The organism is Nocardia sp. NPDC049935 (assembly GCF_055586645.1).
In genome coordinates this window covers 885,699-910,402 of the sequence record NZ_JBVJHV010000002.1, presented here as the reverse complement: position 1 = coordinate 910,402, position 24,704 = coordinate 885,699, and the positions used below count along the sequence as shown (strand labels likewise).

23 protein-coding genes are annotated in these 24,704 nt (G+C 68.2%); 8 read left to right on the top strand and 15 right to left on the bottom strand.

What is annotated here, in order from left to right; genetic code table 11:
* Positions 1-65 precede the first annotated feature (65 nt).
* Positions 66-986: an NADP-dependent oxidoreductase gene (locus tag ACZ6SF_RS12620; RefSeq protein WP_466062173.1), complete on the top strand. Its 921-nt coding sequence runs from the start codon at positions 66-68 to the stop codon at positions 984-986.
* Here ACZ6SF_RS12620 and ACZ6SF_RS12615 read toward each other — a convergent pair whose 3' ends face one another.
* On the bottom strand, positions 987-1,241 hold the full coding sequence (locus ACZ6SF_RS12615) for a hypothetical protein (protein WP_466062172.1): 255 nt from the start codon (positions 1,239-1,241) through the stop codon (positions 987-989).
* A gap of 122 nt (positions 1,242-1,363) precedes the next feature.
* Positions 1,364-2,395: a methyltransferase gene (locus ACZ6SF_RS12610; protein ID WP_466062171.1), complete on the bottom strand. Its 1,032-nt coding sequence runs from the start codon at positions 2,393-2,395 to the stop codon at positions 1,364-1,366.
* A gap of 356 nt (positions 2,396-2,751) precedes the next feature.
* Here ACZ6SF_RS12610 and ACZ6SF_RS12605 point away from each other — a divergent pair, with 356 nt between their 5' ends.
* Positions 2,752-3,732, top strand: a complete 981-nt coding sequence (locus ACZ6SF_RS12605) for a helix-turn-helix domain-containing protein (protein ID WP_466062170.1) — start codon at positions 2,752-2,754, stop codon at positions 3,730-3,732.
* Between the two features lie 84 nt (positions 3,733-3,816).
* Positions 3,817-3,996, top strand: coding sequence for a hypothetical protein (locus ACZ6SF_RS12600; RefSeq protein WP_466062169.1), 180 nt, complete (start codon positions 3,817-3,819; stop codon positions 3,994-3,996).
* A gap of 571 nt (positions 3,997-4,567) precedes the next feature.
* On the opposite strand, the gene ACZ6SF_RS12595 is transcribed toward ACZ6SF_RS12600, so the two are convergent.
* Complete coding sequence (locus ACZ6SF_RS12595; RefSeq protein WP_466062168.1) at positions 4,568-5,434, bottom strand: helix-turn-helix domain-containing protein; 867 nt, start codon at positions 5,432-5,434, stop codon at positions 4,568-4,570.
* Positions 5,435-5,607: 173 nt separating this feature from the next.
* Between ACZ6SF_RS12595 and ACZ6SF_RS12590 the strand changes: the two genes are divergently transcribed.
* The 4 genes from ACZ6SF_RS12590 (at position 5,608) to ACZ6SF_RS12575 (ending at position 9,793) form a co-directional block, all read left to right on the top strand.
* Positions 5,608-5,901: a putative quinol monooxygenase gene (locus ACZ6SF_RS12590; RefSeq protein ID WP_466062167.1), complete on the top strand. Its 294-nt coding sequence runs from the start codon at positions 5,608-5,610 to the stop codon at positions 5,899-5,901.
* A gap of 602 nt (positions 5,902-6,503) precedes the next feature.
* Complete coding sequence (locus tag ACZ6SF_RS12585; RefSeq protein ID WP_466062166.1) at positions 6,504-7,481, top strand: alpha/beta hydrolase; 978 nt, start codon at positions 6,504-6,506, stop codon at positions 7,479-7,481.
* A 44-nt stretch (positions 7,482-7,525) separates the two neighbouring features.
* A complete protein-coding gene (locus ACZ6SF_RS12580; protein ID WP_466062165.1) occupies positions 7,526-8,317 on the top strand; it encodes an SDR family NAD(P)-dependent oxidoreductase in 792 nt (263 codons plus the stop codon).
* Positions 8,318-8,365: 48 nt separating this feature from the next.
* The gene (locus ACZ6SF_RS12575) at positions 8,366-9,793 is read left to right on the top strand and encodes a phytoene desaturase family protein (protein WP_466062164.1); all 1,428 of its coding nucleotides are present in this window, start codon (positions 8,366-8,368) and stop codon (positions 9,791-9,793) included.
* Between the two features lie 52 nt (positions 9,794-9,845).
* On the opposite strand, the gene ACZ6SF_RS12570 is transcribed toward ACZ6SF_RS12575, so the two are convergent.
* From ACZ6SF_RS12570 to ACZ6SF_RS12550, 5 genes are all read right to left on the bottom strand, one after another.
* Complete coding sequence (locus tag ACZ6SF_RS12570) at positions 9,846-10,688, bottom strand: IclR family transcriptional regulator (protein ID WP_466062163.1); 843 nt, start codon at positions 10,686-10,688, stop codon at positions 9,846-9,848.
* A 179-nt stretch (positions 10,689-10,867) separates the two neighbouring features.
* Positions 10,868-11,773: a biphenyl-2,3-diol 1,2-dioxygenase gene (bphC, locus tag ACZ6SF_RS12565; RefSeq protein ID WP_466062162.1), complete on the bottom strand. Its 906-nt coding sequence runs from the start codon at positions 11,771-11,773 to the stop codon at positions 10,868-10,870.
* Between the two features lie 37 nt (positions 11,774-11,810).
* Entirely contained in the window at positions 11,811-12,992 is a 1,182-nt protein-coding gene (locus ACZ6SF_RS12560) for an acyl-CoA dehydrogenase family protein (protein WP_449996382.1), read from the bottom strand.
* Between the two features lie 97 nt (positions 12,993-13,089).
* Positions 13,090-14,265 (bottom strand): Rieske 2Fe-2S domain-containing protein, encoded by a 1,176-nt coding sequence (locus ACZ6SF_RS12555; RefSeq protein WP_466062161.1) that lies wholly within the window; start codon positions 14,263-14,265, stop codon positions 13,090-13,092.
* 189 nt (positions 14,266-14,454) lie between these two features.
* Entirely contained in the window at positions 14,455-15,381 is a 927-nt protein-coding gene (locus ACZ6SF_RS12550) for a hypothetical protein (RefSeq protein ID WP_466062160.1), read from the bottom strand.
* 224 nt (positions 15,382-15,605) lie between these two features.
* On the opposite strand from ACZ6SF_RS12550, the gene ACZ6SF_RS12545 reads away from it, so the two are divergent.
* Positions 15,606-16,904, top strand: a complete 1,299-nt coding sequence (locus tag ACZ6SF_RS12545; RefSeq protein WP_466062159.1) for a TetR/AcrR family transcriptional regulator — start codon at positions 15,606-15,608, stop codon at positions 16,902-16,904.
* Between the two features lie 23 nt (positions 16,905-16,927).
* Here ACZ6SF_RS12545 and ACZ6SF_RS12540 read toward each other — a convergent pair whose 3' ends face one another.
* The 7 genes from ACZ6SF_RS12540 to ACZ6SF_RS12510 form a co-directional block, all read right to left on the bottom strand.
* Positions 16,928-17,533, bottom strand: a complete 606-nt coding sequence (locus ACZ6SF_RS12540; RefSeq protein ID WP_466062158.1) for a hypothetical protein — start codon at positions 17,531-17,533, stop codon at positions 16,928-16,930.
* Between the two features lie 13 nt (positions 17,534-17,546).
* Complete coding sequence (locus ACZ6SF_RS12535; protein ID WP_466062157.1) at positions 17,547-18,725, bottom strand: MCE family protein; 1,179 nt, start codon at positions 18,723-18,725, stop codon at positions 17,547-17,549.
* A complete protein-coding gene (locus ACZ6SF_RS12530; RefSeq protein ID WP_466062156.1) occupies positions 18,722-19,831 on the bottom strand; it encodes an MCE family protein in 1,110 nt (369 codons plus the stop codon). The genes ACZ6SF_RS12535 and ACZ6SF_RS12530 overlap by 4 nt, the downstream gene beginning before the upstream one ends.
* Positions 19,832-19,980: 149 nt before the next feature.
* Entirely contained in the window at positions 19,981-21,081 is a 1,101-nt protein-coding gene (locus ACZ6SF_RS12525; RefSeq protein ID WP_466062155.1) for an MCE family protein, read from the bottom strand.
* A complete protein-coding gene (locus tag ACZ6SF_RS12520; RefSeq protein ID WP_466062154.1) occupies positions 21,078-22,091 on the bottom strand; it encodes an MCE family protein in 1,014 nt (337 codons plus the stop codon). Before ACZ6SF_RS12520 ends, ACZ6SF_RS12525 begins: the two co-directional genes overlap by 4 nt.
* On the bottom strand, positions 22,091-23,113 hold the full coding sequence (locus tag ACZ6SF_RS12515) for an MCE family protein (RefSeq protein WP_466062153.1): 1,023 nt from the start codon (positions 23,111-23,113) through the stop codon (positions 22,091-22,093). The genes ACZ6SF_RS12520 and ACZ6SF_RS12515 overlap by 1 nt, the downstream gene beginning before the upstream one ends.
* Entirely contained in the window at positions 23,113-24,657 is a 1,545-nt protein-coding gene (locus ACZ6SF_RS12510) for an MlaD family protein (protein ID WP_466062152.1), read from the bottom strand. The genes ACZ6SF_RS12515 and ACZ6SF_RS12510 overlap by 1 nt, the downstream gene beginning before the upstream one ends.
* Between the last annotated feature and the right edge of the window lie 47 nt (positions 24,658-24,704).

The following is a 24,704-nucleotide window of genomic DNA, read 5'->3' as shown; positions in this document are numbered from 1 at the left end:
CAGGTCCTAGGGTGCAGACGCCGAATGAACACGCATTCCGGCCCAGCGAACCGAGGCAGGACATCATGCGCGCAGCCCGCTTCCACGAATACGGCGACGCCGCGAACCTGGTGGTCGAACAGGCCCCCGACCCCCACCCCGGCCCGGGTGAGATCCGGATCCGCGCCGCCGCGGCCGGGGTCAATCCCATCGATTGGAAGTTGCGCGCCGGCGCGCTGCGGCAGATGTTTCCCGTGGAGCTGCCCGCTGTACCCGGGCGCGATGCCGCCGGTGTGGTCGACGCGATCGGCGCGGGTGTGCGGGGAGTGAAAGTCGGCGACCGCGTTTTCGGACTGGGCGGTGTCACCGGCGCGACCGCGGAGCTGGTGATTCTCTCGGCCTGGGCCCACGCCCCCGGCACGTGGACCGATGAGCAGGCCGCGGGCGCCGGTCTCGCGTCCGTGACCGCGATGCGTGGGCTGAACGCGCTGGGCCCGCTCGCGGGGCGCACGCTTCTCGTGGAGGGCGCGGCCGGCGGCGTGGGCAGCGCGGCGGTCGAGATCGCCGTGGCCCGCGGCGCCACCGTGATCGGAACGGCCGGTGCACGCAATCACGAGTTCCTCGGTTCGCTCGGCGCGGTTCCCACCACCTACGGCCCCGGCCTCGCACAGCGCGTCGCCGCGCTCGCTCCGCACGGCGTCGATATCGCGCTCGACACCGCGGCCTCCGGCTCTCTGGACGACCTCGTCGCCCTCACGGGCGACCCGGCCCGCGTCGCGACGGTCGCCGACCACGCCAACGGGCAGCGCCTGGGCACGCATGTGGTGAATGCCGAGAACGACCCCGCGCTCCTGTCCGCCGCCGCCGAACTGGGACGGCGGGGCGGCTACACACCTCGTATCGAACAGGCCTATCCGCTGACGCGGATCGCCGAGGCGCACGCGCACGCCGAGCGCGGACACACCCGCGGAAAGATCGTCATCCGCATCCGAAGCGCGATGCGGTGATCAGAACGGATTGATCGCGGCCGACAGGGTGGCGAGGTTGCACGGGATGTTGCCGGGATAGTTGATGCAATCCGGCGGTTCGGCGACCTGGGCCGGCGGGCCGGGTACCGCCGGGGTGAGTGGCAGACCCTCCGCGGCGGCGGGTGCCGCCACCAGCAGGGGCGCCGCGATGATTCCGAGAGCGCAGGCCGAGAGCTTCACGCCGAGTCCGGTCCCGGAAGACCGATCGGCATTCGATTCGGATGAGTACCTCATGGATCAGGGATACCCGGTTCGCCAGGATTCGACGCCGAATACCGGCCGGCGGGCATTTCGCGCGACTCCCCGACAGCGGCCGTGCCGACGCTGCGGTGTAGCCGCAGCGTCGGCGGCCGACGTCACGCGGGAGCGAGCTCCAGAATGCAGAACACCCCGCCCACCGGAGATGTCTTCACCCTGCGCCACCCCGACGCCGAGAAGAGAGCGTCGTACTCGTCGAGATCGCGTTCCATACCTCCGGTCACGGCCAGCATGTTCATATCCATCAGAGTGGCGAAGTCGCTGGTGCCGACCGCACCGATCACCAGTTCCACCACCATCAGGCGCCCGGACGGGTTCACGGCGGACCGGCAGTTGCGCAGAATCGTGACGGCGCGCTCATCGTCCCAGTCGTGGAGGATGTGCTTGAGGACGTAGAGGTCCGCCGACGGCACCTCGGCGAAGAAATCCCCCGCCACGGCGGAGAAACGTTCGGACAGGCCGCGTTTGCCGGCCTCGGCCCGGGCCCCCTCCACGACGTGGGGCAGGTCGAACACCTGGCCGTGCAGTCGCGGGTCGGCCTGCATCAGGGCGAGCACGAAGTCGCCGTCCGCGCCCCCGATATCGATCGCGGTCGACACCCCTGTGGTATCGACCGCGGCCACCGCGTCGGCGGTGACCAGGCCGGAGAAGTCACCCATCGCACGGGCGAAAAGGGCCGCTTCCTCCGCATTCTCCGGCTGCGCGAAATAGTCGAACACATCGGTGCCCAGCGCTTCCCGCGCCTGTGTCCGGCCCTGACGCACCGCCTCGGGGAGGCGCTCCCATGCCTGCCAATGCGCGTGCTCGTTCTGGATCAGCACCAGCGAACGCAGTGAGCCCGGGATATCCGTGCGTAGCAACCGACCCCGCCCGGTGAGCCCGAACCGGCGGTCTCCTTCGTCACTGAGCACGCCCAGCGAGGCAGCGGCTCGCATCAGCCGGTAGGTCGTTCGTGGATCGCTGTCCGTATTCGCGGCGACCTGCTCGGCGGTCGCCGGGCCGTGGGCCAAATGGTCGGCGATTCGCAACTGGGCCACGGCCCGGAGCGTCTGCGCGACCCAGCCGCCGGTGAGCAGATTCAGGACCGCGGCGGTATCGGTCGTGGTGTCGTTCGGAACGGTGCCGGTCATGGCATCGAAACCTTCCTGTTCGGTGTGATCGGGGTTGTCGGTAGTGGCCGGTCCGGTCGAAACCGTTACGCGGGTTGTATCCACCGCCGGCGCCGGAACCGTTATCGCTTCGAGTTGTCCGGGTGGAGCCCAATAGCCGACCCCTGCACGGATGTCCGGCGCCGTGCCCTGACACGACCCCTCCGACGGGTCAGGGTGCCGAGGACCACACCGCGACGACCAAACGACGGGCGTGTTCCGAAATCCGATCGGGTACACGGAGGGCAGTGCGCCCGGGTGGTGCCGGGCCACAGCGCCGTCCGAGCCGAAAGATCCGCCACCGGAGCGTCGAAGCATCGACCGCGAGGGAACTGGAAATGGGCTCCGAAGGAATGGATTCGGATACGCAGCGCGGCGCGTTCGCCGTGGACTCCACACCGCCGGACTCCGCGGCGCGCGGATTCGACGCCTTCCGGCGCGGGTGGGAGTCGGAACTGGGCGACCGGTTCCCGCTGTCGACCTACAGCCCAGGCACGGTCGGCGACTTCCGGGTCCGGGCCCGGCTCCGCCGGGTGGGCGACCTGGCGACAACCGATATCCACAGCGCGGCCGCCATCCAGCACCTCGACGGCGTCGCGGATTGGACCCATCTGTGTGTCCTGACACGGGGCGCCTGGACGGTGGGAGACCGGTCGGGTCGCCACGAACACACCGTGCCCGCCGGGCAGTTCATGCTCCGGCACCAGGACCGGCGGGTCCCGTGGGAAATGGCCCCGGAGACGACGATCAAGATCGTTATCCTCCCGCCGGACACCGCCCTCGAACCGCTACTCGGGAGCCGGATCGTCCGCGGACCGGCGGAGGCGGCCGAGATCCGCCTACTGGCGGCCCACACGAATATGCTGCACACGACCATTGCCGACCTCGGTCCCACGGGTGTGCAGGCTGCCCGCAACGCCCTGCTCGAACTGGTCAAAGCGGTGGCGTTGGGACAGTTCGACGACGCGGAACCCCAGCTGGCGCCGACACTGGTGCAGGCGGCGAAGGATCTCGCGGATCGCCGGCTCACCGATCCGGAGCTGTCCCCGGCCGTGCTGGCGCGGGCGCTCAACGTCTCCGTCCGCACCCTGCACCGCGCCTTCGAGACGGCCGGCGAGTCGATGACCGCCTACATCCGTTCCCGGCGACTCGACGAAGCCCGGCTCGCACTTGCGGCACCGCGTAACCCGCTGAGCATCTCCGAGCTCGCCGCCTATTGGCAATTCGCGGACAGCAGCCACTTCGCCAAGTCCTTCAAGAAGGCCTACGGCAGCTCACCCAGCGACTATGCCCGCGCCATCAGATCGAGCGGACGCTGAATCAGGGCGACCCGCACCTCCGCGACACGAACCGTCGGCTCCACACGACTACCGGAACCCGCGCCGGAATCGCGCTCGCACAGCGTGCTTCCGAAGCCCGTCTCCCGCTACTTCGCGCACAACAGCTGTATCAGGGCGCGCAGCGGGGCCGCCGATGAGCCGTTCCCGTACACGTTGCTGCCGGCCGCCTGCGCCAGCGACTGGAGCGGTATGCCCACCGCCAAACACTGCGGGGACGGCGCCGGGGGTGGCGGCGTCGCCTGAGCAACCGCCGCGCCGCCGAGCAGTAGTCCGGTCGCCAACCCCACCGTCGCGAATGAACGCCTCATCAATTCCATACCTTTCCCGCAGCGACAGAACCCGGCGCATGCTCTCCGGCCGGGCCGCTTCGAACTCTAGGGATATCGGCATCACCCGAGCGCGTACCACAGCGCCACTCGGACAGAACCTCCCTGCCATGAACGTCGATTCGCCGCGACTGCCGGATACCTGCTCGCCGCGCCGATCGCGGGCGCCACACCCACCGCGGGGGTCGAGGCGGCGGAGTTGGCCGAGACGACCGTCGGCGGTACGCATTACCTGGTGCGCGATGGCAGTAAGGGTGAATTCTGAGATCAGTGATCGGTGTATTTCGACGTCACCGCGGTCGGCGTGTTCGACTGCCGGGCTTAGAAGAAGTCGTTGCGGAGGACGGGCCCTCGTAGGACCGGCCGGTTCGGGCAGACATGCCCATAGTGCCGGATGAGAACCAGCGTGTTTGGCTGTCGCCCGCGCATTCGATGGTGAAGGCCACGAGCCCGAGCCGCTCGAACGCTTTGCGGTGGGAGGCGGGGGCTCAGCGGCTGTACTGTGCCTTGGGTTCGTTCGTTGCCGTGGCGGTAAGACTCGCTAGCAGCCGGAGAGACGCCGCAGCATCGGAGCCGCTGGGGGCGCTGTAGATCATCATGGTCATGTCGGGGTCGTCCGGGGCGCGCATAGCGACGTAATCGAGGGCCAGTTCGCCGAGTTGTGGATGGGCGAAGCGTTTGCGGCCGTGGGTCTTGCCGCGGACGCCGTGATCGGCCCAAAGCCGCCGGAACTCAGCACTGTGCAAGGACAGTTCGCCGACCAGCGAAGCCAGTTGTGGATCATCGGGATGCCGCCCGGCATCGAAACGAAGGTTGGCGACGGTATCGCGGGCTTTATTCTCCCACTCGGGGTAGAGATCGCGGGCCGCCTCGTCGAGAAAAACGAGGCGGGCCATGTTCCGCTGGGCGGCGGGCAGGCTCGGGAAGTCAGCGATCAGGAGACGCGCCAATTCGTTCCAAGCCAGCACGTCCAAGCGGCGTCCGACGATGTAGACGGGAACGGTCGATAGAGCCTCCAGCGCTTGGCTCATCTCGGGACGGACCTGTTGTGGACGGCTGGAGCGTTTGCGGATGGTAGAGGGTTTCGCCAGGTTGTGTAGGTGGATGCGTTCGTCGGTGTCGAGATGAAGTGCGCCGGCAACGGCGTCCAGGATCTCAGCAGAGACGTTGCGGGCCCGGCCTTGTTCCAGCCGGGTGTAATAGTCGACGCTCACCCCGGCCAGCAGAGCCAGCTCTTCCCTGCGAAGGCCCGGCACGCGCCGCTGACCCCTGAAGGTGCCTGGAGAACCTTCGTCGGGGAGCACGCGAGCGCGTCGGGTCTTGAGGAACTCGCTGAGCTGCTGTTCACGATCCATGACTTCCAGTATCGGTGATACCGATCTGCTCGGCCTGGTCCTGGCAGACCCAGGCAGACCAAACCGGGGCCGACCGGAGCTCTGGATCGACGAGGGCCGTGACCCACAGGATGGACACCGTCCGCCTAAGACGGCACCACCAAGATCAACCGATGAAGATCAGGAGTTCCACCATGTCGAAGACCCTCACCATCCTCGCCGAATTCATCGCCGAGCCCGGCCAGGAGCAACGGTTGCGGGATGAGCTGAACGCAATGATCGAGCCGACCCTGGCCGAGGAAGGCTGCCTGGGTTACCAGCCTTTCAGCGACCCCTCCCGCCCTGACCACATGATCATTGTCGAAGAGTGGACCGACAGCGCCGCACTCGACCTCCACTTCTCCCTACCGCACTTCGAACACGTCGCCCAGATCCTGCAGGAAATTCTCGCCGAGCCATTCACCTTGCGCCGACTGACCGACCTCTGAAGGCACCGCCGCGCGCTGGGTGGTCCGGGCCGCTGAATGAGCCCGGACCCCGGCCGCGTCGAACCGAGGCGGTGTTGCAATGCTCAACCTGAGGACCTTCGCGACTGCGGCCTTCAGGTTGTCGTAGCGGAGTCTCTCGTGTGGTACCCCGCCCAGCACGGTGATCGCGTGCACATGCCCTTCCAGAAGCGCTTCCTGCCCGCCCGAGGCGAACACACCCGCTGAACCGAGCGGCCCGAGTAGGACATTCGCAGCGAGAACAGGTAGAGAACGGTCCGCTCGCGGCGCAGCTCGATAGTGACCTCTCCGAAGTCGACCTCGGCTTCATCACCGGGCCGGTGGCTCTGAGGAATGAACTCCTGTGGCGGCTCGCGGCCGAACTCGATCCGGATAGCCGAGCCTCGACGACCCGAGACGATTCGGGCGGGAACGAGCCGGCACCCCGTCGTCGTGTGTGGCGGCCGGGCCTCTCCCCGGGTGCTTTCGGTATCGGCCCACTGTCCGGGAACCCGGCCCGCCACACCCCGCGCCGCGGCCTACGGTGGCCCGACCGGAAGCGATTTCCGGTGCGCAACCGGCGACGATCTTCAGGAGGGCCGCAGATGGAGAGTGTTCGGAGTTCGGCGACCGAACCGGACCTGCTGCCCGAAGTGGCCGCGATGCTGGCCACCCTCAACAGCGGTTTCCCCGATGTCACCACGCTGCCCGCGCCCGAACTGCGGGCGATCATCCGGAGCCGCCGGGCACCCCTGCAATGGCAGCCCGCCATGCGGGATGTACGCAATCTGACCATCGACGGCCCGGGTGGCCCACTACCGCTGCGGATCTACCGGCCGCACAGCGACGCCGCCGCGCTGCCGGTGATCGTCTTCGCGCACGGCGGCGGGTTCGTGTTCTGCGATCTGGACAGCCACGACGAATTCTGCCGGTCGATGGCGGAGGGGGTCGGTGCGGTGGTGGTGTCGGTGGACTACCGGCTCGCCCCCGAACATCCCGCCCCCGCCGCACACGACGATATGTACGCCGCGCTGACCTGGGTCGCCGCGCATGCGGGCGAATTCGGCGGCGACCCGAAAACACTGGTTGTCGCCGGTGACAGCGCGGGCGGCAATCTCGCCGCGACCGTGGCGCTGGCGGCCCGCGACGAAGCCGGTCCCGCGATCGCCGCGCAACTGCTGCTCTATCCGGTGATCGACGACGATTTCGATACCGAGTCCTACCGCCGCTTCGGCACCGGCTACTACAACACCGCCGCCGCCATGCGCTGGTACTGGCAGCAGTACGCACCGGCCGGGCGGGACGACGCCCGCGTGGTGCCGACCCGTGCGGACAGCCTGACCGGTCTACCACCCGCCGTGGTGATCACCGCCGAACTCGACCCACCCTGCACATCCGGCGACGCCTACGCCCGCCAACTCGCCGACGCCGGGGTGCCCGTGCGCCACCACCGCTACGACGGACTCTTCCACGGCTTCCTGACCTTCGCCGGGCTGTCGGTCACCCGGACCGCGCGCGAGGAGATCTGGGAAATGCTGCGCGCCGCGCTCGCCACGACACAACGGCGGAACACCACCTTGTGACCACCGCCTGTCCCTCCTGGGCGGCCGCGGCCTAGCGTCGCACCATGACCACCACAGCAGTTGTCACCGGCGCCGGCCGCGGTATCGGTCTCGCCCTCGCCCGCCGCCTCGCCGACGCCGGGCATCGGGTCGTGCTCACCGATCTCGACGGGGACGCCGCGCAGCGTGCCGCCGCCGAGATCGGGCGGGGCGCGATCGGGTTTCGGCAGGACGTCCGGGAGATCGGCTCGCATCGTGAGATCGCCGAGCAGGCCGCGGCCCTGGGACGGCTCGCGATCTGGGTGAACAATGCCGGGGTGCTCTTCGCCGGGGACGCCTGGACCCATTCGGACGAGGAGATCGCGAGCATCCTCGAGGTGAATGTGCGCGGGGTCATGGCGGGGTCGGCGGCCGCCGTCACGCGGATGGGGTCGGCGGGCGGGGCGATTCTCAATATCGCGTCGCTGTCGGCGCTGACTCCGGTGCCGGGGCTCGCGCTGTACGCCGCGACCAAGGCGGCCGTGCTGTCCTATACGACCTCCCTTCAGGGCGATCTCACGCATGCCGGGCTGCCGATCCGGGCCCATGCGCTGTGCCCCGACGTGGTCGGGACCGCCATGGTGACCTCGCATGCCGAGGACCCGGGCGCGGCGATGCTGTTCTCCGGTCCGAAACCACTCGACGAGGACGACGTCGCGCGAGCGGGACTGGAGCTGCTGGGTAGCCGTCAGATCTTCCGGGTGGTCCCGCGCTGGCGCGGGGCCCTGGTGCGGGCGGCCGATCTCGCGCCGGCGGGTGGACTGCGGGTGGTCGCGATGATCCGGAAACTCGGCGATCGCCGTCAGGCCCGGCACTGACGGTTACCGTCGAGAGGGAAACGCTCACCGTCGGTAAGGAATCTTGGTATGACAACCGCAGTCGTGGTGGGCAGCGGGCCCAATGGGCTCGCCGCCGCCATCCGGCTGGCACGGGCCGGCCTCGAGGTCACCGTGTTCGAGGCGTACGAGCGCCCCGGTGGTGGCGCGCGCAGCAGTGAACTGACCGTGCCGGGTCTGGTGCACGACGATTGCGCCGCCTTCCATCCGACAGGGGTGGCCTCGCCGTTCTTCGCCTCGCTCGGCCTCGAACGGCACGGTCTGCGCTGGTTGTGGCCCGAGATCGATCTCGCCCATCCGCTCGACGACGGCCGGGCCGGTGTGGCGGCCCGGGATCGCGGACTCACCGACCGTTCACTCGGGGTCGACGCCCGCGCCTGGGAGCGCCTCTTCGCCGGGGCGACCGGAAATTTCGATGCGCTCATCGGAGAGGTCTTCCGGCCCATCGTGCATATTCCGCGGCATCCGGTGGTCCTGGGCCGGTTCGGTATGCACGCGCTGCAGCCGGCCACCTGGACGGTGCGGCGCTTCCGGGACGAACCGGCCCGGGCGCTGTTCATGGGTGTCGCCGCGCACGCCTTCGGCCGCGTGGACACGTTGCTCGGCAGTTCGGTGGGGATGATGCTCACCGCGGCCGCCCACGCCGTCGGCTGGCCGGTGGCCGAGGGCGGGAGTGAGAGCATCGTCCGGGCGCTGCTGGCCGAACTCACCGAACTGGGCGGCAAGGTCGTCAGCGGCACCCCCGTCACGGCTTTGGCTCAGCTCCGGGAACTCACCGGGGAGCGGCCCGATATCGTCATCCTCGACACCGCGCCCCGGGGTGCGCTCACCATCCTCGGCGACGCGCTGCCCGACCGGGTCCGGCGCGCGCTCGGCCGGTACCGCTACGGTCCGGCGGCTTTCAAGGTCGATTTCGCTGTCGAGGGCGATATCCCGTGGATCAACGAGGACTGCCGGCGGGCCGGAACCCTGCATCTGGGTGGCGGCGCCGCCGAGATCGCCGCTGTCGAGATGGGCACGGTGCGCGGCGATCCGGTCGAGCGGCCGTTCGTGCTGCTGGGGCAGCAGTATCTGGCCGATCCGGCCCGGTCGCGAGGTTCGGTCAACCCCGTCTACGCCTACGCGCATGTCCCACATGCCTATACCGGCGATGCCACCGAGGCGATCATCGGGCAGATCGAGCGTTTCGCGCCCGGGTTCCGGGACCGGATCGTGGCGACCTCGACCCGCGACCCCGCCGCGCTCGCGGCCTACAACGCCAACTACGTCGGCGGGGATATCGGCGCGGGCGCGAATACCGCCAGGCAGATCGCATTCCGGCCCAGGATCGCCCTGAATCCCTATTCGCTCGGAGTGCCCGGCGTATATCTCTGCTCGTCCGCGACCCCACCGGGCGCGGGCGTCCACGGAATGGGCGGCTTCCACGCCGCCGAGGCAGCGCTCGCGCGGTTGCGGTGAGCAGAGACGGGGCCCGGCCGGAGCGCGAGATCGACTCCGCGTCCGGACGACCTCAGACGTATTGGAGCGTGCCGGCCGGACGGGCCTTGGGCAGCACGCCGAGCGGGCGGGACTGCTGCAGTGTCGGATGCACCCGGACCTGGCCGTCCTCCACATTGCGCCAGATTCCCAGCGCCGTCATCCGCACGGGCGCGGCCAGCCGGTGGTCGAAGGCCATCCGGTCCACCGGACCGCAGATGGAGACCGCGGCCACCGCCTGGCCGATATCGCCGACCGGCGCCGCCACGCATCCGAACCCGGACAGTGACTCCTCGCGTTCGAAGGCGATCCCGTGCGCGCGAACCTTGGCCAGTTCGGCGCGCAGCTGCGCGGCCGTGGCGATGGAGTAGCGGGTGCGCTGCCGGACCGGGCCGGCGCCGAACACATCGCCGCGCTCCGCACCTGCGTAGGCGAGCATGGCCTTGCCGACCGCCGTGCAGTGCGCGGGCTGCCGGCCACCGACCCGGGTGGGCACCGCGCCCGCCAGCCGCCCGCCGATCTTGTCCAGGTACACCACATCGGGGCCGTCGAGTACGGCGAAGTGCACGACGAATCCGGTGGTGCGGTGCAGTTCGTGCAGGAACGGCACCGCGGCCCGGTGCAGGCGGTCCTGATGCACCGCCAGCGAACCGAGTTCCATCAGCCGCAGGCCCAGTTCGTAGTCGCGGCCGTCGCGGCGCAGCCAGCGCAGTTGCACCAGCCGCTCCAGGATGCGGTGCGCCGAGGACCGGGGCAGCCCGGTACGGCGCACGATCTGCGCGAGGGTGAGGCGTCCCGGGCCCTCGAACGCGTCGAGGACCAGCGAGACGCGATCGAGCACAGCGCTCGGGGTGGCGGCGTCGGCCTGGACAGTCATGAGCCCTCCATTGGGTCTTGCGAACTGATGCCAATCGAATATGCCGATTAGGCATATTCCTATTAGTACCATCGCGATGTGGGGGCTGTCACAAAAACCCGAAAAGTTGGCCGAAAATAACGAACGACCCCCTGGACCGGGCAAAATGCTCGGTCCAGGGGGCCGGAGTAGCGGTGTTATTACATCGCCGCCAAGGGTTCGCTACCGGACCAGTCGTGGCCCCAGTAGCTGTCCGCGGTGATCTCCTCGGCCGTGTAGTACCGCTCGTCGACCCGCATCCCCTCGGTGCCGAACTCGATATCCCAGCCACCGGGCGCGCGGACGTAGAACGACACCATCTTGTCGTTGGTATGCCGGCCCAGGGTCGAGGACACCGCGAAGCCATCCTTGGCCACCCGGTCCAGCGCCTGACCGACCGCGTCCAGCGAATCCACCTCCACCATGATGTGGATGAGGCCGGGCGCACCGCCGTGCGGCGCCGGGCACAGGGCCAGGCTGTGATGCCGCTCGTTGACGCCCAGGAAGCGGATGCGCATCGGCCCGAACTCCGGCGGCGCCGGGATACGGAACGCGCCGCGCGGCAGGAACCCGAGCACCTCGGTGTAGAACTCGAACGCGCCGTTGGGGTCCATGGTGGGCAGCACCACATGACCCAGGCCCTGGGCCCCCGTCACGAAACGCGCGCCGAACGGCGTCACGACCGGGCTGTGGTCGAGGATCGGACCGTAGAACACCTCGAGGGTGGCGCCGGCGGGATCGGTGAAGGTGATCGCCTCCTCCACCCGGCGGGCGTCGGCATCTTCCTGCGAGAGCTGTTCCACCGTGATCCCGGCCTTCGACACCGCCTCCCGCACCCGGCGCAGGGCGGCGCCGTCACGCACCTCCCAGCCGATCCGCACCACTTCGTCGGTATCCCCGGCCACCACGGTGAGACGCGCGGCCCGCTCGTCCATCCGCAGATAGAGGGCGTTCTCGTCCGGGCCGCTGCCTTCGGCGAAGCCCAGTACCTCGAAGGCGAACTGCCGCCAGCGCGGCAGATCGGTCGTCTGGATCTGTACGTAGCCCAGGCCCTTGATATCGGTCATTGTTCGGTCTGTCCTTCTCGTTCGTCGTCCGGGCCGGTCAGATCATCGAGCGCAACTGGTCGGCGGGATCGAATCCCATCGAGCTCAGCGACGCGGCGTGATAGACCGTGCTGGGGACGTGGATGGCGTGATTGAGGCCGGCGTGCGCGTCGCGCCAGAAACGCTGCAGCGGTTTGTCCATCCGCAGCGCGTTACCGCCCGACCGGGCGAAGATCTGATCGACGGCCATCACGGCCCGCCAGGCCGCGCGCACCTGGGTGCGCCGCACGGCCGCCCGCTCCGCGAAATCGACCTCGCCGCCGGCGTCGACGATGCCCCAGATCCGGTCCACATTGGCGAGCAGTTCCTGGCGCGCGGCGTTGATATCGGCGGCGGCCTCGCTGATCGCGAACAGCACGTACGGATCGTCCTTCACCGCGACACCCTGCGCGCCCACCCGTTCGCGCTGGTAGTCAAGGTGCGCGGCCAGGGCGCCCTCGGCGATACCGATCACCGCGGCGGTGATGCCGAGCGGGAACATGGTCGACCACGGCATCTTGTACAGGGTCTCGGTGGCGCCGTACTCGCGCTGCGCGGTGCCGTCGATGACGTGATCGCCGTTCATCACCCGGTACGAGGGCACGAACGCGTCCTTGACGATGATGTCCTTGGATCCGGTGCCCTTCAGCCCCACCACATTCCAGGAATCCTCGACGATCTGGTAGTCGGCGCGGGGCAGGATCATATGCAGCATTGTCGGCGGGTTCGCGATACCGCCCTGTTCGTCACCGAGCAGGGCGCCGAGGAAGATCCAGTCGCAGTGGTCGGTGCCGGAGCTGAACTGCCACCGGCCGTTGAAGATATAACCGCCGTCGACCGGGCGCGCGATACCCGTCGGGGCGTAGGGCGAGGCCATCCAGGTGTCGTTATCGGCGCCCCACACCTCCTCCTGCACCTTCGGGTCGGCGAAGGCGAGCTGCCAGGGATGCACACCCACGATGCCGCAGATCCATCCGGTGGCCGGATCCAGGGCCGCCGCGGCCATCACCGATTCGGCGAATTCGCGCGGATGCGCTTCGAATCCGCCGTATTTCTTCGGCTGCAGGAGCCGGATCGGCCCGGCCGTTTTCAGGAGTTTGGCGGTCGAGTCCGGGAGCCGGCCCAGCCGTTCGGCTTCCGGCGCCTGTTCCCGCAGCTGATCCGCGATCGCCGCGAGATTGTCGATAACTGTGCTCATCAGTGAATTCCTTTGTGAGGGGCGGGCCGGACGGCCACGGCCACCGACGGTGAAAAGGTGTGCGCTGCGTCGTAGGCGATCGAGCGGGAAACGGGCCCGGTCAGGCGGTGGTGTCGACCACCGCGCCGCGGGCGATATTGTCCGCGACCTCGGCCTCCCAGCTGGTGACCGCGCGTTCGGTGTCGATCTCGAACTCGAACCGTTTGGTCATATCCTCGGTGACGTCCTCGACGTCGACGTAGAACTGCTGGTACCAGCGCCGCAGCTGATACACCGGGCCGTCCTCCTCCGACAGCAGCGGGTTGTCGATCGGCGCCTTGTTCTTCCAGATCTCGACGTCCTGTTCGAAGCCCACCTCGACACCGCGCGCGAACTGCGCCGCCATCGCCTCGGCGGCCTCGTCCGACATACCCTGCGGCTTCTTCACCATCGCGCCGTACTGCAGCACGAACGAATTGGCGGTCACCGGATAGTGGCAGTTGATGAGTACCGTTTCGATCGTCATCCCCTGCGCGTCGTTCCAGAGCCAGTCGATCATGTAGGACGGGCCGAAATAGGAGGCGTCCGACCGCAGCGCGGAGTTCGGGTCGTCGTAGCTGGTTCCGACATTGATATCGCCGCGCGGCGTGGACCGCATGTACTGGGTGGCCACATGGCCTTCGAAAACGTTTTTGAAATAGCGCGGGAAGGAATAGTGGACGTAGAAGAAGTGCGCCATATCGACGACATTGTCCACGATCTCACGGCAGTTCGACCCCTCGACGTAGAGCGTGTTCCACGTCCAATCGGTCCATTCCGCGGTGCCGTAGCCCTCGAGTTCCGGGATGGTGACCTCGTCGGTGGGCTTACTGCCCTGCGGGTCGTGCCAGACGAACAGCTGACCGTTACGTTCCAGCGTGGGCCAGGTGCGGGTCTTGGCCAGTGGCGGGACGCGGCGCGCGTACGGGATCCCGGTGCATTTACCGTTGCCGCCCCAGCGCCAGTCGTGGAACGGGCAGGCGATGGAATCGCCCTTGACGGTGCCCATCGCCAGATTGCCGCCCATATGGCGGCAGTAGGCGTCGAGGACATGCAGCGTCTTATCGGTCTCGGATTCGAACACCACCAGCGTGGTACCGAAGGCCTTCACCTCGTGCGGTTGCCCGTCCCGGAACGATTTCGCCAGGCCCAGGCAGTGCCAGCCGCGCGCGAAACGGGTCGGGGCCGCGGCCGCCTCGATCGTCCTGTATTCCTCTGTACCGTGCTGGGTTCGCCCGTTCGGTGCATGAGCCGGCATCGGAACCTCCATGTTCCAACGGAGTTGTGTGACTGCGCCGATAGTGACCCGGACCGCGGGTCCGGGCGGGCCGCCGTTCCGGTCAGTGGAAACGTTTCGGCGAACTTGTCGCTACGGACGTCGGCGGAATCGGAAGAACACAGGTGGCGGTGGTTGCGGTGTCACCGACCCTTGTCACTCCCCGATGCCTCACCGGCCGGCACGGGGTTCCACCGTTATCACCCGATCCGTCGGTATCCCTTCCTGGAACTGGGCCCGCGCCTGCGCCAGGATCGGATCATCACGTGACCATACTTGCGCTTCGATGTATCGCCCATTGTGAAGTGCGTCGAGGTAGTTCCGGTGCTCCCCATCGAAATCAATCGACGTGTCCGCATCCACACCGGCGATGATGCGCGGTTCGAGTCCCTCCGGTGTATTGGAAGCAGGTGTTCCCACGACCTTCTGGTAGTGGAAGAAGCTGTCCTCGACGGTCAGCGTCAGACGCTCGGCAGGTATCGAGTCGGCGGGAATTCGGATCACAACGGATCCTTCCGGGGGCGGATATGTGCCTTGCTCACTCACAAGCTTGAAATAGAGCGGGTTGTCGGGAGTCGGAACTCCCTTCTCTGTGGCGTAGGACCGCAGCCAGGCTTCAGCTCGTCTACGGGTGTCCACGTAGTCGGCCCCCTCGACCCTTTTCCCCATCCGGCTCGCGATCTCGGCCGCTTCACCCGGGGGCAGATCCATGATCGAAACAAAAGGGTCGACCGAGTCCGCCGGTACCTTTCTTTCCAACCAGAGTCCACGAAGTGGATGTGATCCGGCCCCGGCACCTGTTCCGCTCTCGCTGGTCTCGATATTGCCGGACGACTCCACCGGGCGCGAACTGGCGGCCATCCGCTTCTCGCCCTGCTCATCGTCACCTTCATGGCGTCGTATCGCGCCACGGAGCTCACAAGCGGTGCCCTGACACCTGTGGTGAACGTGTCCACCGAGCCTGCGGCCGAGTAGTTCGTCCAGATCGTCACGCAACCGCCGCAACAAGGCGCCGAGTTCGACAGCAGAGGAACCCTTCACCGCCGACCGGTCCGGGTCACGGCGCCCGACAATGTCGCAGTCCTCGGCCTCTCGCACCTCCACTCCCGCTGTGTCCCGATTCGGACAGTCGGGAAACGAACGGTCGTACTCAGGCTATGTTCTCCCCATCGATGGGAGCTTCGACCCGGCAATCCGGACCGCTCCGGAACCGCCCTCGTCGCCGCGCAACCGGTATCCGGTTGTGGTGCACACCACCGAAAAGGGGCCGCTGAGCGGGGTGGGTGGCGTTGTCCCAGGTAAGCCGACGATAGGATTGCGGAATGAGCGTCGACAACCGCCGGGCCGGGCCGTCCTCGCCGCCGGCGCGCGCGAGGGGGCGCGGAGACGACCTGGCCAAGGCAGCAGGCGACGCCCGCAAATCCGAGGAACCGGCCCGGCCCGTCCGGCGCCGCCCCAAGAACCGGCGGGCGCAGATCGCGGCTGCCGCCGCCCAGGCATTCGGTTCCTACGGCTACCACAGCGTGAGCATGGAGGACATCGCCGGCGGGCTCGGTATCAGCTCCGCCGCCCTGTACCGGCACTACCCCAGCAAGTACGCGCTGTTCCAGGAGGAGTCGCTGCGGGTCGGCCGGGCCATGGCCGAATCGGTACAACTGCCGCCCGAGGCCGCCGAACGCTCACCGGAGAACCGCCTGCGCCAGGTGCTGGAGGGGCTGAGCACGGTCACGGTGGCGAACCGGGCCAGCGTCACGCTGGTGCGCTGGGAGGGTCGCTACCTCGAACCCGCCGACCGCGAGGTCCGGGCCGAACAGGAAAAGGCGGTGCTCGACGCCCTCGACGCCCGGCTCGCCGCCTACGCTCCCGCCCTGAGTGCCGGTGACCGTCTGGTCTTGGTGATCGCGCTGATGTCCACGATCACCAGCATCGCCGATCACCACGCCGCGCTGCCCACCAAATCACTGGTCGCCCTGCTCGTTTCGACCTGTATGAACCTGGCGCGTACCACCCTGCCCGCGCCGGTGGATATCGAACCCGTTCCCCCGGTGGAGATTCCGGAATCGTTCAAACACGAACTGCTGCTCCGCAAGGGGGTGGAACTCTTCCACGCCCGGGGCTACCCGAATGTGAGCGTGGAGGATATCGCCACCGCCGCCGGGCTTTCCGCGGCGTCGGCGGTGTACCGCTTCTATCGCGGTAAGAGCGATCTGCTGACCGCGGCCTTCCGCCGGGCCGCCGAACGGGTGTCCAGTGCGATCGGCCCGGCCGTCGCCGCGTCGGCCGGCCCCCGGGAAGCGCTGGATTCGCTGATCGACCAGTACGTCGAGGGGTCGTTCACCGAACGTGAGCTGACCTTCGTCTACTACACCGAGTTCCAGCATGTGCCCGCGGAGGAACGCGCCGCGCTGCGCAATGTGCAGCGGCTCAGCGTGGACGAATGGGCCCGGCTGGTCCGCCAGGTCCGCCCGGACCTGTCCGGTCCGCAGTCCCGGTTCCTGGTCCACGCCGCGTTCGCACTGGTCGTGGACCTGGGCCGGTCTTTCGGTACGGTTCCGGCCGCGTCGCAGCAGCGGGTGGCCCTGCTCATGCGGACGATCCTGTACGGCGCCCCCGCGGGCTGACCCGGCGCCCCGCGCGCGCCCGGTCACTGCGCCGGCGCCTGCGCCAGCGGCGAGTTCATCTGGTTCACCAGCCAGCGTCCGTCGGTCTTCTCCATCCGCATCACCATCGCCAGCTGGCCGGGCGCGGGCCGGCCCTGCGTCCCGAGGCTGGTGATGGTCTGCCCGATCACCACGACCGCCTCCGCGGACCGCGCGTCGGCCGATTTCACGGCGCACTGGATATCGCCCGCAGTGGAGACCACCTGCCCGGCCACCAGCGCCTCCCGCAGTTCGGCGGTGGTGGTCTCGAATTCCTTCTTCCAGTCGCCGGTGGCGCCGGACAGCACGGCCGTGAAATACGGATCCAGGTTCTTCGCGTCGTAGTTGGCCAGCACCGGCGCGTACCGGCAGGCCGCCTGCCGCACCTCCTCGTGCGCGGTCAGCGTTTGCGCCCGGTCCCGCTCCTGTGCGAACAGATAGGCGCCGACCCCGAGCGCGGCGATCAACAGCACCACCGCCGCGACCAGGCCCACCTCCAGGGCCCGGACCGGCGAGCGGTTCCGCCCGGGTTCATCGCCCGAAGCTCCCGTCCGCGCCTGCTTCGTCGGTTCCGTCTCCGTGGAACCGGAATCGGCTGCCTTATCGCTCATCCTCTGATAACTCCTAACGACCCGGAATCGGGCGGGACAGTTCATCACCGGTCACTCCCGGCGGGGGTCCGGACGTGTTGTCGGGGACGTTCGGTCTCGGGGCGTTGGCCGATCCGCGCACCTGCAGCGCCGGATCGTCGGTGACGCAGTAGTTGTACAGCCGCACCCGGCTGTCGGCGCGTTCGGTCGGGACCACCGGGATCGTGTTGTATTCGCAGGTCGGGCGGGGCCAGATATCGACCAGCGTATGGAACATCCCGTCGTGCACCGGGACGTTCAGCGCCGCCGACCCGGCCCGCAGCGCCGGGAACAGTGCCGCGATGGCCGGTTGCCGCAGTTTCGCGGCCCGGGTGATGGCCACGAAATTGGTGACCAGGTTGGTGATCGGATCCTGGGTGTCGGTGATGAACCCGCCGAGGGTGGCCAGCTGCCCCGGGGCCAGATCCAGGAGCCGGCGCACTTCCTGGTCGGCGGCGGTGAGCTGCTGGAAGAGCGCACCCGCGGAACCGGTGAGCGTACCGAGATCGGGCTGGGCGTACTGGGTGGTGTCGGCGATCACCGACAGGTTCTCGATGAGCTGCCTGGTCTGCGGGAGCAGATCTTCCAGACCCGCCATCGCCCGGCTGATCCCGGAGATCATATTGCGCAACCGGTCCGGCCCACCGGCCAGCGCTTTGTCCAGTTCGTCCACGATCACGGTGAGCCGCTCGGGGTTGAGACCGCTGATCATGGCGCTCATATTCGACAGCAGGGATTGCACGGTCACCGGGATCCGGGTCTGCGCGATATCGACCCGGTCGCCGTCGCGCAGGTAGGGCCCGGTATCGGCATCCGGCCGGAAATCCAGGTACTGTTCGCCGACCGCCGACAACCGGCCCACCACGACGGTGCCGCCCACCGGGATCTCGGTGGCCGCGTCGATCTCGGCCACCGCTTCGATACCGGTCTCCGAGACCCGGACATCGGCGACCCGGCCGATCCGGGTACCCCGGAAGTTCACATCGTTACCGGTCAGCAGCCCGCCGGACCCGGGCAGTTCCACGGTCACCCGGTAGGTGCTGTCGGGCAGCACATTGATCCGCAGGACTTCCGCGCCGAGATAGCCGCAGCCTGCGATCAGCACGATCACCAGACCGATGTTGGCGACGCCGATCCGGCGGCGGACCAGCCAGTTCCAGAGCGGAATGTTCATCGTGGACCTTCCTGCGCGGGCGGCCCCGGTTGCGGCGGGCTGGTCAGCCTGCCCTGGATCTTGGCCAGCACCTGGGCGAGACTGCCGATGAACGCGGGCACATCCGTGCCGTCGGGCAACCGGCTCTGTTGCGGATCGGTCAGCGCGCCGACGCTGAGATAGGAGACCCGGGCCGCGACGGCCAGCGCCGGTCCCTCGAACGACTGATCCAGCGACGGGTACAGGGCGTGCAGGCCGTCCAGGGTCTGGCGCAGGTTGTCGCCCATCGCGGTGAACCCGCCCATGAGCCGCCGGATACTGCCGAACAGGCTGATGAACTCCGGGCTGGTGGTGTCGGTGAAATCGCCCAGGGCCGCCATGGTCACCGAGATCTTCTGGATCAGCGCGGTGATATCGCGATTGTTCTCCGCCACCAGCCCGAGCAGATCGGGGAAAGTATCGGCCGCCTCGCCCAATTCCTGTTTACGCGCGGCCAGTTCACCGGTGAGCACGTTCACCCCGTGCAGCACACTGTCGATATCGGCGGTCCGGGCGTTCAGCGCGCCCAGCACCTGCGTCATCTCCGTGATCAGATGCCCCAGCTGCGGGGCGCGGCCCGCGAACATGGAATCCATCTCCGCGGTGATCCGCGCGGCCTGGTTCAGACCGCCGCCGTTGAGCAGCAGCGATACCGACACCATCAGTTCCTCCACCGACGCACCCGCCCCGGTGTGATCGGTATCGATGATGTCGCCCTCGCCGAGCAGCGCCGCGTTCGGATCCTCGCGCGGCAGCGTCATGGCGATGAATATGTCCCCGAGCGGGGTCGACTGGCGCAGCTCGGCGGTGGTGCCGCGCGGCAACTGGATGTCCTGCCGGATCAGCAGATCCACATCGGCGACGAAATCGGTGGCCGAAATCCCGGTCACCACCCCGATATCGGTGCCGCCGATCTTCACATGCGCGCGATCGGGCAGATTGAGCGCGTCGGTGAACCGCGCCCGCACGGTGTACCCCGGCCCGCCGATCCCCGGTTCGGGCATCGGCACATCCTGCACCGTCACCGCCCCACACCCCGACACCCCCAGACCGACCGCCAGCATCAGCGCAGCGAGTCCAACCCTCATCTCCATCCTTTCCCCGGACCGTCGCATCCGTGGGTGGGGCCCGCCCGGTTCTGGAGCGACCAGAGGGAGGGAGCGCAGCGACCGACCGCCGGGAGTGAAGACCCGGGCTCCCCGGGGCCCCACCCTCGAGCGGCGGAGCCGCTCCGACATCACTGCGTCATCCCCAGGAGTGCGGCGGTGATTCCGAAGTCCGGACCGAAGTCCTGTGGCCGGCCGGTCCGGCAGCCGTCGGAGCGCATCTGTATCCGTTCGCAGAACGTGGACAGGACCTCGTTGTCGAGCAGCGCCTTGTCCAGCAGCGCGTGCACCCGGAACGCCTGATGCTCATGGCTGACCCCGTTGGCGAGATTCTCGAAGAACAGCGGCCCGATATCCACCAGTTCGGTGAGACCGCGTGCGTTGGCCCGCATCTGCGCCGAGATGGTGACGAACCGCTGCAGTGCGCCGGCCAGCTGGTCGCGGTTCTGCCCGACCACCGACGAGGTGTTCGCGACGAAATCGTTGAGCTGGATGAGCACCGCGTGCAGCCCGGGCGACTGCTCCCCCATCAACTGCACCAGTTCGGTGAGCCGGGCGCTGAAATCCCGGACCGTCTGATCGTTCTGGGCCACCACCTGCGTGATCTCGTTCAGTTTCACGATGGTGTTGGCGATCTGGTCCTTGTTGGCGAAAGTCACCTCGAAGGCCGCCGACAGATCGTCGAGTGTTTCGCGGAGCCGGTCGCCGTTACCTTCGAGCAGCGGGAACAGCACCCGGCTGGCCAGCGGCCCGGCCTCGTTGTCGCCCTTGAGGGCGGCACCGAGCTGATCGAAGTTCTCCAGGATCCGGTCGAGTTCCACCGGGACCCGGGTCCGCTCCAGCGGAATATGCATCCCGTTGGTGAGTTTCGGTCCGTCGCCGGTGTAGGCGGGGGCGAGTTCGACATGCCGGTTGGTGATCAGCTGCGGGGAGATGAGCGCGGCCATCGCGTCCGCGGGCACCGCGACATCCTTGCTCAGCGACATGGTGACCTCGACGTAGCTGCCGCGCGGGGTCACGGTCTCCACCCGCCCGACCGGCACCCCGAGCACCGCGACCTCGTTACCGGCGTAGAGCCCGGCCACATTCTCGAAATCGGCGCTGACCCGGATGTTCTCGCCCAGATACTGTTCCGGCAGCCCGGCGATACTGTCCGGCAGTACCGAGCACCCGGCCGCGCACAATCCGGCGATACCGACCGCCACCATCCTGGCGATCCTGCGCAGGCTCATTGTCCACACCCCTCCACAGCCTGCGCGAAGCACAGCCAGTTGTCCGGCAGGAACCAGGGCGCCCACACATCGGCGTAGGGCCCGTTGCCGATCACATTGTTGAACTGCCGCAGCGCGACCGGCATGACCTCGTACAACCGGTCCAGGTTGTCCCGGTTCTTCTCCAGGCCCTGGGTCATGGTGTCGAGGTCGGCGATCAGGGGGCCGAGTTGCTCGTTGTTCTCCACACCCATATCCCGCAAGAGCCCCGACAACGCGGCCACATTGTCCAGTAGCCGGCGCAGCAGGTCCTGTCGCATCGCCACCGCGTTGCCGATCGCCTCGCCGCGGGTCAGCAGCATGAGCACACTGTTCTGGTTGTCGGCGACCACCTGCGCGACCTGGTCCATACCCTTGAGCAGCGTGTCGACCTCGTCGCGGCGGGCGTTGATCACCGCGGCGAGCGACCCGATCGAATCCAGTGCGGTCACCGCGAGTTCCGGCGAATCGCCCATCTGCTGCGAGAACGCGTCGAGAGCCTGCCGCAGTTTGCCCGGATCGATGCGCTCGATCCGCTCGAACGAGGATTTGTACATCGGATCCTGGATGACCTTGGCCAGGTTGTAGGGAACGGTGGTGGCGGCCAGCGGGATCCGGTCGTCCGCCGATTCCGGTCCCGATCCCGGGATCAGTTCGATATGCAGACGGCCCAGGATCGTCGACATCTTGATCGCCGCGCGGGCGTCGGTGCCGAGCCGGATGTCCCGGCTGATCTTCATGACGACCTCGACCTTGTCGCCCGCCAGCCGGACCGCCCGGACCTCCCCGACCTCGATCCCGGATACGTCCACCGTCGCGCCGGCCCGCATCCCCGCGGCCTGCTGGAATTCGGCCGTCACGGTTTTATCGGTGAGCCGCAGCTGCGAGAGCACGCTGGAACCCACCAGCAGCGCCGCCACCGCGGCCGCGGCGATCAGGCCCTGCCAGAGGAACCGGTTCTCCGAATACCTCGGGAATCGCAAACGGGCCATCAGCGGCACACCTCCGACTGCGAGTTCCCGCCGATCTGGGAGAACAGTCCGGGCGGTAGCAGCACGCCCCACAGCGAGACGTCCAGATTGCAGATATAGGCGTTGCCGTAGGCGCCGTATCCGGTGAACCGGGCCAGTCCGTTGAGCACGTTCGGCAGTTCGACCGCGGCCTGGTCGAGCGCGGCGCCGTTGAGCAGCAGCAGCTCCACCGCGGTGGTCGCCTCGTTCTGCGCCGCGGCGATATCGGGTTTGACCGTGGTGATCAGGCCGGTCAGGGAATCGGTGGCGGTGGCGATCTGATCCACCGAACTCTTCAAGGTCTCGCCCTCGGCGTACAGCGCGTCCATCAAACCTCTGGTCTGCGTGATCAGTGTTTCGAGCTCGGCGCTGCGATTGGCCAGACCGGCGATCACACTGCTCAGGTTGGTGATCACCGCGCCCAGGATCTCGTCGCGCTGCCCGAAGGTGTCGGCGAGTTCGGCGGCCTGGGTGATGAGCGCGCTCAACGACACCCCGTCACCCTGCAGCGCCTGGATGAGAGTGTCGGACAGGGAATTGACCTGATCGGGTTGCAGCACGCTGAACAGCGGTTCGAATCCGGAGAGCAACGCCGAGACGTCGAAGGAGGGTTCGGTGCGTTCCACCGGAATATGCGTGCCCGGCGCGATCTCGGCGCCCCGCTCGGTGCCGGGGAGCAACGCGATATAGCGCTGCCCGATCAGGTTCTGATACCGCACCAGCGCCTTGGTGGTATCGGTGAGCCGCTGGCGTTCCTCGATGCGCAGCACCAGCCGGGCCTTGTAATCGGGTTCGAATTCGATCGAATCGACCCGGCCGACCCGCACCCCCGCCATCCGCACATCGTCGCCGGCCCGGACCCCCATCACATCGGTGAAGGTGGCCGAATAGGTCTCCGTCTCACCGGGCACCGACCGCTGCAGGGTGGACCAGATGGTGTAGGTCAGCACTATCGCGATGACGGCGAAGAGGCTGAATCCCGTGATCGTGCGCGCCAGACGCATCAGGCGTCCCCCTCCGAGTAGACGTCGATCGTGCCGCCGGCCAGTACCGAGGTGAGCAGGAGCAGTTCGGCGGTGGTGGGTTCGCGCCCGAGCAGCGCGGCGACGGCGGCGTGGCCGCGGAGCCGCGCGATCGGTGCGCCCGCGGGAGCAGCCGCGGGTGCCGGTTGCCCCGGATCGGCCGCGGGTGCCCCCGGAGCGCCCGGTGTCGCGGTGGCACCCGGGACGACGGGTGTTCCCGGATCGGCGGCAGTACCCGGGACCGCCGGCGTTCCCAGAACTGCCGCTGCTCCCGGAACCGCCGGTGCGCCAGGAACGGCAGCGGGTCCCGGAGCGACAGGAAACAGCGGGGCCGTGATACCCGGAATGGCCGGCAATCCCGGGATCGCGGGCAGACCCGGCAGCACCGGCAACGCCGGAGTCTGCACCGGCGCCGGCGCGACCGGTGCCGGTGGCTTCGGCCCCGCGCCCTCGACCCATCCCGGCAGCAGACTCGGCGGATACTCCTGCGGCGGGGCCGTCGCCGGAACCGACGGACCGCCGCAGCGCGGACCTGCCATCTCGCCGTAGCGAGGGCAATCCTCGGCCGTGTACTGCTGGAACGGGGTGAACGACACATCCAGGCTCCAGCGCATCTGCCGCTGGGCACCCCATCCGAATGCCCCGGACAGCTTTCCGAGAGCCGCGTTGAGATTGGCGACGGCGGTCGGGATCGCGTCCGGATCCTGCGCCAGCGAACCGAACAGGCCGTCGAGCCCGGGCACCAGTTCCTTGGCCGCGTCCGGGTTGTGTGCGAACAGGCTGTTCACCGAATCCACCGCGCCGCCGGCGTTGGCGAGCATGGTGATGAGGTTCTGGCGGCGTTCGGTGAGCGTCCGCGCGGTGGTCACCGATTCCGACAGCACGCCGACCAGTTCCGGCGCCGACCGGCTCAGTGCCGTGGTCGCGCGGCCCAGATCGCCGAGCAGATCGCCGACCCCCTGGATCCGGCGGACCTCGGTGACCCAGGTGTCGAGTCGTTCGATCGTGGACCCCGGCGCCCGCGCGCCCGGATCGAGCGCTTCGGAGAAGGTCGCCAGCACCCGGCCGAGCTTCTCCGGCTGGATCTTGGTCAGCACATCGCGCAGCACCGTCAGCGTGGTCTGCAGCTGCACGGTTCCCGCGCTGGTGTCCTCGGCGATCTCCGCGCCCTCGGACAACCGCCCGGGTGTGACACCGTTGTCCACGAGTTCGATACCGGTGACCCCGAACAGGTTGTTCGGCACCACCCGCGCGGTCACATTGTCCGGAATGGTCGGCGCGATCCGGGAATCCAGGTCGATCGCGACCTGCTGGCGTTTCCCGGCCGCCACCACCTCCACCTCGGTGACCGCGCCCACCACCATGCCCCGGAATTTCACATCCGCGCGTTCCGGCAGCCCGTCACCGGTGCTGGTGAGCACCGCCCGCACCGGCACCCGGTCTTCGAAACGCCCGGTGTAGCGCAGCCCCAGCAGTCCCAGCAGCACCGCCAGCAGGGTGAGCATCGCCAGGCCGGATATCGTCATATGCCACGGTCGCGGCCCCCGGCCGCTGTGATCGATGATCATCGACG